Below are 9,867 nucleotides of genomic sequence, written 5' to 3'. Positions count from 1 at the left end.
TTGAAGATAAAAGCGGCTTTCCCCGGAAAGCCGCGATGAACCTAAAAAAAGCCCCACCTAAAGTGGGGCAAAACTTCCATCGCTTATAGTTATAGTGATAATTCTGTAAATCGAATCGATTATCTAGCCTGCGTTTCAGTTAGTGGTATTGACCACGTTATCGATTAAGCAATTAACCAAAGTCACCGTTTACATAACCTTTAGTGCGATCATCTTTTGGTTCGCTGAAGATAACGCTGGTTTCGTTGTGCTCTACAAGCTCCCCCATTAGGAAGAAAGCCGTGCGATCTGAAATACGGCGGGCTTGCTGCATTGAGTGCGTTACGATAACGATAGTGAAGTTCTTCTTCAGATCTTCCATCAACTCTTCTATTTTATGAGTCGCAATTGGATCAAGTGCTGAAGTCGGTTCATCCATCAAAATTACGTCTGGTTGCATTGCAATGGTGCGAGCAATACATAGGCGTTGCTGCTGACCACCAGACAAACCGAATGCGTGTGCTTTCAAACGATCTTTCACTTCATCCCAAAGCGCCGCGCCGCGAAGTGAACTTTCAACCACTTCATCAATGTGCTTTTTGTCTTTGATACCTTGAGCACGTAGTCCGTATGCCACGTTTTCATAGATACTCATTGGAAATGGGTTTGGCTTTTGAAAAACCATGCCGACTTTGATACGTAGATCAGCCACATCTATATTGCCGTAGATGTTATCGCCATCCATCTCAAGAAGGCCGGTGATTTTTACACCTTCAATAAGATCGTTCATTCGGTTCAAGCAACGTAATAGCGTTGATTTACCACAACCCGACGGGCCAATCAAAGCGGTCACTTGGCGCTCTGGCACGGGTAGGTTGATTGATTTAAGCGCTTGGTTTTCGCCGTAAAAAAGGTCTAGGTCTTTAATATTAAATTTGTTCATATTCGTAATCTCGTAATTCGTCAAAGTCTGTACTGTTTTTGTTTTAGGAGCTCATTTGGCTCTAGAAAACCCTGCTTAGTAAGTTGCAGTATTAAAACGTCTTGCGATCAACTTCGTGAGTGTGTTGATCAGCAGTACAAGAACAATCAGTACTGTTGCTGTGCCGTATGCTTGATTCCATTCTTCAATCGTAAATAGCTCAGTCGTTAACTTATATAAGTGAACGGTTAATGTACGGCCAGAATCCAATAATGAATCTGGGATACGAGCAACCATACCTGCGGTCAAGAATACTGGCGCTGATTCACCAATAACACGACCAATACTCAGAATAACTGAAGTGATAATACCCGGCATTGCACTTGGTAGAATCAAACGCCAGATTGTGTAGATTTTAGAAGCACCTAAACCATATGAGCCTTCACGATAAGTTTGAGATACCGCCATCAACGCTTCTTCAGTAGTACGAATAATCACTGGAAGAATCAAGATACTCAGTGTCAACGCGCCCGATAGGATAGAGAAACCTAAACCTAAAATAGCTACGAAAAATGTCATACCAAACAGACCGAAGATGATTGACGGAATACCTGCTAATGATTCGGTACAAAATCGAATGATCTTAACTAAGCGACTGCCTACTTTTGCGTATTCAGTCAGGTAGATTGCCGTCATGATACCCAATGGCGCCGCAACCGCAATCGAAGCAATAACCATGTAGATGGTCGAGATGATCATCGGAAAAATGCCGTGCTCATCGCCCGTTCGCGTGTAGTCATCCGTGATGAAATTCCAATCAACGTGCTGTAAGCCGTTTGAGAGGATGTACCACATAATCCAGAACAAGAAGCCCACCGTTAACGCGGCAGCAGCCCATATAAAACCACTCAGAACGGCGTCTTTACGTGCGCGGGCTTTCTTTAACGCGATTTTATTCATCGTCTTACCTTGCGGGTTCGTAGGATTAGTTTGAGGTGCTACGTTATTTTCTAAAGACATAATGTTACCTCGCCTTCTCACGGTTCAAGTAAAGGAGAATTGCATTCAGAGACATGATGAAAACAAGGAGAACAACACCCGTCGCATAGAGCGCACTTGCGTGAATACCACTCGCGTAAGACATTTCAATCGCAATGTTCGCGGTTAGTGTACGCGCTGAATCTAGAATACCTTCAGGCATTGCCGGCGCATTACCCATCACCATAATGATTGCCATCGTTTCACCAAGAGCACGGCCTATACCCAAAATTACGCCCGTCATAATGCCTGAGCGAGCAGCCGGAACGAGCAACTTAAAGATGGTAAAGATCTTTGAAGCACCTAACGCTAAAGAGCCTTCTTTGTACGTTCTTGGTACAGCACGGATTGAGGTTTCAGAAACCGTAATTACCGTCGGAAGGATCATCACTCCCAATACAATAATACCCGCCAAAATCGTGTTACCCGCAGGCACTTGAAATACGTTTTGAATCAGGGGAACGATAATAACGAGACCGAAGAAGCCGTAAACTACCGAAGGTATACCCGCTAGCAATTCGACAGCAGGACGAATGATGTCCGCCAGACGCTTTGGCGCGATTTCAGCAATAAAGATTGCCGTTAACACACCAATCGGCACACCGACCACTACTGCACCTAATGTCGATACGACAGATGCCACAATCATGGTAGCAACACCGTAAAGTGCTGGTGGTAGCCAGTTCTGTCCTAGCACGATGCCCGATAGGCCCGCTTCCTGGAACGCAGGGATACTTTCTCTAACGATGAAAAAAACAATAACAGCAAGGGATACGATGCCGATGATTGCGCTAGTAAGGAATAAGCCGTGAAAAATACGCTCTTTCCAATCTACACGCTTCTTTTTACGTAAGCCGCGTTTCAGTTGAGTCGCTTCGCTATTCATAAGCTGTTCACTATTCGTTGCGATGGTCATAACAAGTCTCACATATCGAAATCCTTAACACGCTGTATAAGCGTACGGATTAACTCGAAGTGGGATAGAAAAGGCTCAGCCTGAAAAGGTAGACTGAGCAATATTTAATTAATTGAGATATAGATTAGTTAACTGAGATGTAGCCTTTGTTCTCAACAAGAGATTGAGCTTCGTCAGTTAGCATCCAATCTAGGAACTTTTGAGTTTCAGAAGAAGGCTTACCTTCTTTGTAAAGTACTAGGAAAGGACGAGCTACTTTGTAAGAACCGTTCTTAACGTTGTCTACAGATGCTTCAGTACCGTCAATTGCAAGCGCGTTTACTGAGTTATCTACTGTACCTAAAGAGATATAGCCGATTGCGTAAGGGTTAGATGCAACCATTGTTTTTAGTGCACCGTTACCGTTAGCAACTTGAGCACGTTGAGAGATTGCTGATACTTTCGTGCCAGAAATCTTCATTTTAAGAGACATGATGTCTTCGAATGCACCGCGAGTACCAGATGCTGTATCACGAGTGATTGCTACGATTGGCTTGTCCGCACCACCAACGTCTTTCCAGTTTGTTACTTCACCTTTGTAGATAGCCGTTACTTGCTCAGCCGTTAGACCGTCAAGACCATTCTTAGGGTTAACCACGACTGCGATGCCGTCACGAGCAACCACTTCTTCAACGAGTGTTGTTTCTTTCTCGCTATCTTTAAGGTTACGAGAAGACATACCTAAATCTGCACTGCCGTTCTTCGCCGCTTTAACACCAGCAGACGAACCAGGGCCTTGTACTTCGATAAATACGTTTGAATTCGTTTTCATGTATGTTTCAGAGAAAACTTCCATCAGTGGCGTCACGCTGCTTGAACCAACTGCTGAAATAGTTTCTTTAGCTGAAGCTGGAGTCACTGTTAGTGCACCTAAAAGAGCGATTGCACCGATAACTGTCTTTTTCATCACAAATTTCCTTAAGTGGCGTTATTGCCGTTGTGTTTAACTTGAACGGTGCCCACTTTAGAATCTGAATGTGACAGTTGTGTTTCATTAAATTGAAGCCTATATGACAGCTGACATTTATTTTCGTCTTTTTTCGTGTCAAATAACCTTGAAGCAATAAGTTTAAATAACTCATAAACGTTAAACACTTATTTCAATCTATTTAACCCAAATCGTTCAACATTCCACCAATACCGAATATTACCAATTACCACACACCAAACCATAACGGGAAAACCATAGAGAAATAAAGAAAAACGCTCATTTTGCACAATAAATAACCGTAATTTATCAATTACCTATCGCATATATCTAAATCGAATGTATTACTGATTGAATTGTCATTCTCAGTAGTTAGAATCACGGGATAATTATAATAAAAGCAATTGCATCGGCTCATTTACTTACTTATAGAGGGACAATTCATGCGCCAACTTCTCAGTGGCTTATCAATTAAAATACAAATTCTTATTCCAGTACTCTTTTCCGTCATATTACTTTTGACGGGTGTCATCATCGGTGGTGACAAGCTGGAAAACGCATTTAAAGATGTATCAACAGCAACAGATCAACTCATTCTACATAAAGAAGAACTCAGCGAAATCGTCGACAATAGTTACGGCATGCGCATCAAAGCAATCTATAGCTTGTTCAACCCTGATGATGTAAACACACTCGTTGAAACGCTTAATCAAAAACGCGATCAAAACTCACGCCTACTGAGCTCATTAGACACAGTGCCAGGTATGCAAGATGAAGTCGCAGCAATGAGCAAGGCGATGGACCATTACGTTAACTTTTCACGCAATACCATGCTTCCCCTGTTAAAGGCAAAACACGGTAACTCAGTGCTAACTTCTGACTTTGATACTCGTTACCAAACGGCAATTGACCAATACCGCCATGCAGGTAACGAAATGGTAAAAGCAATCGACAGTCTTTCTAAAAAGCTAAACTTGCTTGCTACTCAACAAGTCCATACCAATGGTCAGCAACACACTAGCACCCTAAATACTGCGACTATTGGGCTTTTAGTGATTCTTTCTATTGCTCTTGTTATTAGCTGGACACTGGCTGGCATCATTGTTAAACCAATCAACAATATTCAGGCAACCATGCGCGAAGTAGCAAAAGGTAACCTGCTAGTAAAAGCCGAAGAACATGGAGACAATGAGATCTCACGTCTTGCGCAAGACGTAAACAAATCCGTTGAGCAATTGCGTGACACGGTAAGTTCACTGTCTCGAATCAGCATCGAAGTTGCGTCAGCATCGACTGAACTAGCTGCTGTAATGACACAATCAAGTGCGAACTCAGACCAAGAGAAGCAAGAAGTGGAACAAGTTGCTTCTGCCGTGAATCAACTTGAGAGCACAGCAGCAAACGTCAACGAAAATGCAGTACAAGCCGACTCCGCGTCTAAGCAAGCTGACGAAATGGCGACACACAGCATGAGCTTGTTTAATGAAAGTAACCAAGCAAACGAGCAAATGGCGATTCAGCTTAGCGAAGCTGCGAACGTAGTTGGCACGCTAAAAGAGCACTCAGAGAAGATTGGTAATGTCATTGAGGTTATTCAAAGCATCTCAGAGCAGACTAACCTTCTTGCGCTTAACGCTGCCATTGAAGCCGCTCGTGCAGGTGAAAGCGGACGTGGTTTTGCGGTTGTAGCTGATGAAGTGAGAATGCTAGCAGCACGTACACAAGATTCGACCAAGGAAATCCAAACCATCATTGAAGGCTTGCAGGTTCAATCTGGAAACGCGAATGAGAGTATGAGCAGTTCGCTGTCTATGCTGGAGCATAACCAGACGCTTTCGGGTGAGGTAAGCTCTGCACTTTCCGGCATTGCGAACTCAGTAACGGATATCACGGAAATCAACACTCAGGTCGCCGCTGCTGCAGAAGAGCAAAGCCAAGTGACTTCAGACATTAACCGTAATATCTCAAATATCTACAGCTTAGTAAGCCAAAACGTAACCGGCATTACCCAAGCAGCAGCAGCAAGCCACGAGTTATCAAACCTCGCTGAACAACAAAAGCAGCAGTTGGGCTTCTTTAAGGTTTAAGGGGTAAGGGTTAAGGGCGAATAATCTTTAAGGTTCAGCTGTAACGGCTTATGGTATAGGCTCTAGGATACAAAATTTAAGCCTTAAACTGTAAGCACTTACTTACCATGTATAGATTGCAGTAACCGATCTTCATTATTAAGCCAACTATTGAGTCATCAATAGTTGGCATTTTTAATTGCTGGAGATTACTGATCGCTCTCAGCGGCTCTGATTCTTTCAATCGCTTCCACTCTTCGAAGTTGTTCTGGCTGAAAATGCGTAGTCCGAAGTTGTGCGATAGTCTCTTGTTGCTCAATTTCTGAGAGTGCTGAGTCATTCAAAATGTCGTTTCGTTCAACAAAGTAAATTTCTAAAGCTCCATCAAAGTCCGCCCTTTGTTGATCAAGCGCTTCGAGCCTCTGCGTCGCTTCTTCGCCAACCAGTTCGTTTCTCTTCAAGTACCGGCCTTGTTCATCTAAGCCCTTAGAGCTGGATAGTTGCTGCAATAACACCTGATTTTGATGACTGGCTTGAACGTAATCTGGCTGTTCAGATAGATAAGACTCAAGCCTTTGCTGATATTCTGACTCGTCTAGCCCTTCTTGTTTCAGAAGTAACTTTTCTAAAGCGATTTCCCTCATTCTGTTGTCATGGGTAAACAAAATACTTATCTCGATCTCACTGAAAAACTGCGCTTGAAGATCGAGGAGAGCTTGATTCAGTGCGCGTAGATCCTCTGCGGATATTGAGGTGGTATCAAATTGGACATCTAATGATGTCAGTGCCGACTTGTACTCAAGATATTTAGCGAACAAAGCTTCATCGACCACCGCGGCTTGTGATTGCTCATGGTGTTTTGCCACGTTGTCGCGAATATCTTCGAGGGTTAATTCTGTATTGCCTGACACGAAATATTCCATCATGTCTTTAGCTGATGCGTTATCGATTTCAGTATCTTGTTGAGAAGCGACCTTAAATAAAGAAGCGCTTTGTTCGCTGTTATTATATGAACTTGTATCTTCCTTCTTTAGATATAAAAAGACCGCCGCTGTACTCATCAGGGCTATCGTGGTTATCGACAAAATGGCGATCTTTTTCATCATACTTTCCTTGTTCTCTTTATGAATGGGCAGTGCAACCTAAAGGCCAGCCAACTTCAATCGATTGGCGTGCTGACGATATAAGGTCACCGGGTCGGTCTCAAAAAGATGGTGGATACCCAATAGTCCATTGATCTCGTCTAGGTGATTCATTTTGTAATCATCACCAATCACTTTGCCCAAATGCGCGCTACATGCTCCCACTAACCCGTCATTAGGTTCATTGAAAGCTAAACCAAGGATTGTCATCGCTCCGTCGGTAGGATCAAGAAGGTTGGTAAAAGTGGAAGAGCCTGTCCATGAATAGTAATAGACACCGTTGTTTGCTTGCCATTCACCATCACCACACTCAGACGTTGGCACGCCTTCAGGGTAAAACTGATTGAATGCAAGCGAACCTTCAGTGGTCAACGCTTCAAGAGACGCAAGGTCATCTTGATCAAGATCCGTTCCACCAGATAATAGGTTGATAAGCGCCGTCAATCCACCAGCCAATTTAACCGCGATACCTTCTGAAACTGACCCTTCAGATACCGTCCCGCGAACAAGGTCTGCCACTTTAGATCCTTTATGAACACCACCAATGCTCGTCACCGAAGCAACAAGATCAGGTCGAACCGATGCGACATAGCGCGCAGTAGGACCACCGTGACTATGACCAACTAGATTCACTTTACTTGCGCCTGTCGCGGCTAACAGCGTCTCTACTTGAGCGAGTAACTGTTCACCACGAACTTCGGAACTGTTGGTAGCAGAAACCTGAGCAACGTATACGCTCGCACCATCTTTTGTTAGAGACTCCGGTACGCCATAGAAGTAATCCACGCCTGCTAATGTATCGAAACCAAACAAACCGTGTACCAGCATAATAGGGTATTTCGTTGCAGTGTATCCGCTGGTTTCTAATGCTGATGCGCTTGTTCCGGCATAGACGCCAAAACTGGATAGGCAGGCTATCGTCCAAATTAATATCTTTTTCAATGCTCTTTCCTTAAACAGATTAGACCTCTGATGAGTAAGGAAACCGTAGATGATGATTTTATAAAACAAAAAGTAACAACTTGATATTTGTGATATTGAACTTGAATTAAACAATTGTGATGAACATAGAAAATGCAACGTCGCTTGATATTACCAACGGGTAAGCTACTGATTAAATTATAATTTACCTCCCACCCTTCTGATAACGTTTTCATTTAGCATTCAATAGACAAGTCATCACATACCGGTCAATGGCGACGTGTTTGCCTGCGATAGTTCGTTAAAATCAAATGTTAGATATTAGCCATTTCACTTCGAAGCCATTGTTTTTCAATCAAAAAGTGGTTGAAACTTTGACACTTATGCCAGTTATGAGCCGCTAACAACCTGAATGTATTGACGAGAGCTATTGGTTTTAGATACAGGTCATACCAGTTATCTGCAATTTAGTTATTAAAACAGTCACAAGCAACAACGTTTTGTTTGGCTCACTAAATATAAAAGAGAATACAATGATGAAAAATACGGCTTTTATACTCGCATTAACCCTGCCTTTTGGCGCTTATGCTGCTGAAGATTCAATACCGACACCTGAATCCATTACATCCGCACAAGTACTTAGTACACAAGGTTCAGAGACCTATTCTTATGTTCGATGCTGGTATCGAACCGATGCCTCACATGACTCTCCAGCCACCGACTGGAAATGGGCGAAAAAGGAAAATGGTGATTACTACACAATCAATGGATACTGGTGGTCTTCTGTATCCTTCAAGAACATGTTCTACAGTGACGCTCCTCAATCTGAAATCAAGCAGCGTTGTGAACAGACGCTCGACATCCAACATGACGCCGCAGACATCACTTACTTTGCAGCAGACAATCGCTTCTCTTATAACCACTCGATTTGGACAAATGACAACGTTGTCCAAGCGAACACCATCAACCGTATCGTCACCTTCGGTGATAGTCTTTCTGACACCGGTAACCTATTTAACGGTTCTCAATGGGTTTTCCCGAACGCAAACTCATGGTTTTTAGGGCACTTTTCAAACGGTTTAGTCTGGACAGAGTATTTAGCCAAGGCGAAAGATGTGCCTCTTTATAACTGGGCAGTAGGTGGGGCTGCTGGCACCAATCAATACGTCGCATTAACCGGAGTATATGACCAAGTCACCTCTTACTTAACCTATATGAAAATCGCCAAAAACTACCGCCCAGAAAACTCGTTGTTTACTTTAGAGTTTGGCCTCAATGACTTTATGAACTACAACCGAGAAGTGGCCGATGTAAAAGCCGATTTCAGCAGCGCTTTGATCCGCTTAACGGAATCTGGTGCAAACAATATCCTGCTGTTCACCTTGCCTGATGCAACCAAAGCACCTCAATTCAAATACTCAACTGAACAAGAGATCATTAAAGTTCGTGGCAAGATTTTAGAGTTCAATCAATTCATCAAGACGCAGGCCAAGTATTACCAAAGCATGGGTAAAAACGTGGTGTTGTTCGATGCAAGCGCGTTGTTCGCCAGCATTACCGATAATCCAGAGCAACATGGCTTTCGAAACGCGAGTGATGCCTGCCTAAATATCAATAGAAGCTCAGCAGCCGACTACCTAAAAAGTCACAGCTTAACCAATGATTGCGCAGCGTACGGATCAGACAGCTATGTCTTCTGGGGAGTAACACACCCAACGACCGCCACCCACAAATACATTGCCGACCATATCTTAGCGTATTCATTCTCAACCTTTGATTTCTAAAGCCTTTCGAATGACTCTGTAACCTGAGACAACACCTTTCAGGAGTAGAAACCAGATACAAAAAAACCGCCCTTCATAGGTAATGCCGATCAGTTAAAGCCAAAGTGATCGGTTGAAGGATCCTTCCGAGCT

Annotated in this window: 8 protein-coding genes; 2 read left to right on the top strand and 6 right to left on the bottom strand. The window is 43.3% G+C overall.

The window, feature by feature from the left end:
- Positions 1–172 precede the first annotated feature (172 nt).
- The 4 genes from pstB to AB6D80_RS22880 form a co-directional block, all read right to left on the bottom strand.
- Positions 173–922 (bottom strand): phosphate ABC transporter ATP-binding protein PstB, encoded by a 750-nt coding sequence (gene pstB / locus AB6D80_RS22895; protein WP_009845819.1) that lies wholly within the window; start codon positions 920–922, stop codon positions 173–175.
- 75 nt (positions 923–997) lie between these two features.
- Positions 998–1,861 (bottom strand): phosphate ABC transporter permease PstA, encoded by an 864-nt coding sequence (gene pstA, locus AB6D80_RS22890; protein WP_012600195.1) that lies wholly within the window; start codon positions 1,859–1,861, stop codon positions 998–1,000.
- A 64-nt stretch (positions 1,862–1,925) separates the two neighbouring features.
- Positions 1,926–2,855: a phosphate ABC transporter permease subunit PstC gene (gene pstC, locus AB6D80_RS22885; RefSeq protein ID WP_372189696.1), complete on the bottom strand. Its 930-nt coding sequence runs from the start codon at positions 2,853–2,855 to the stop codon at positions 1,926–1,928.
- Positions 2,856–2,979: 124 nt separating this feature from the next.
- Positions 2,980–3,801 carry a phosphate ABC transporter substrate-binding protein gene (locus AB6D80_RS22880; RefSeq protein WP_009845822.1) on the bottom strand — a complete coding sequence of 274 codons (822 nt, stop codon included), beginning with the start codon at positions 3,799–3,801 and terminating at the stop codon, positions 2,980–2,982.
- Between the two features lie 464 nt (positions 3,802–4,265).
- Here AB6D80_RS22880 and AB6D80_RS22875 point away from each other — a divergent pair, with 464 nt between their 5' ends.
- On the top strand, positions 4,266–5,909 hold the full coding sequence (locus tag AB6D80_RS22875; RefSeq protein WP_372064874.1) for a methyl-accepting chemotaxis protein: 1,644 nt from the start codon (positions 4,266–4,268) through the stop codon (positions 5,907–5,909).
- Positions 5,910–6,097: 188 nt separating this feature from the next.
- On the opposite strand, the gene AB6D80_RS22870 is transcribed toward AB6D80_RS22875, so the two are convergent.
- Together AB6D80_RS22870 and AB6D80_RS22865 are read right to left on the bottom strand one after the other, a co-directional pair.
- Entirely contained in the window at positions 6,098–6,991 is an 894-nt protein-coding gene (locus AB6D80_RS22870; protein ID WP_372189694.1) for a lipase secretion chaperone, read from the bottom strand.
- A 39-nt stretch (positions 6,992–7,030) separates the two neighbouring features.
- The gene (locus AB6D80_RS22865) at positions 7,031–7,972 is read right to left on the bottom strand and encodes a lipase family alpha/beta hydrolase (protein WP_372189692.1); all 942 of its coding nucleotides are present in this window, start codon (positions 7,970–7,972) and stop codon (positions 7,031–7,033) included.
- A gap of 515 nt (positions 7,973–8,487) precedes the next feature.
- Here AB6D80_RS22865 and AB6D80_RS22860 point away from each other — a divergent pair.
- Complete coding sequence (locus AB6D80_RS22860; RefSeq protein WP_029223172.1) at positions 8,488–9,735, top strand: SGNH/GDSL hydrolase family protein; 1,248 nt, start codon at positions 8,488–8,490, stop codon at positions 9,733–9,735.
- Positions 9,736–9,867 lie beyond the last annotated feature (132 nt).

It is taken from the genome of Vibrio sp. 10N.247.310.17, assembly GCF_041466605.1.
Lineage (GTDB): Bacteria > Pseudomonadota > Gammaproteobacteria > Enterobacterales > Vibrionaceae > Vibrio > Vibrio tasmaniensis_A.
The sequence above is the reverse complement of the archived record's forward strand: the minus strand, read 5'-3'. Positions and strand labels throughout refer to the sequence as shown.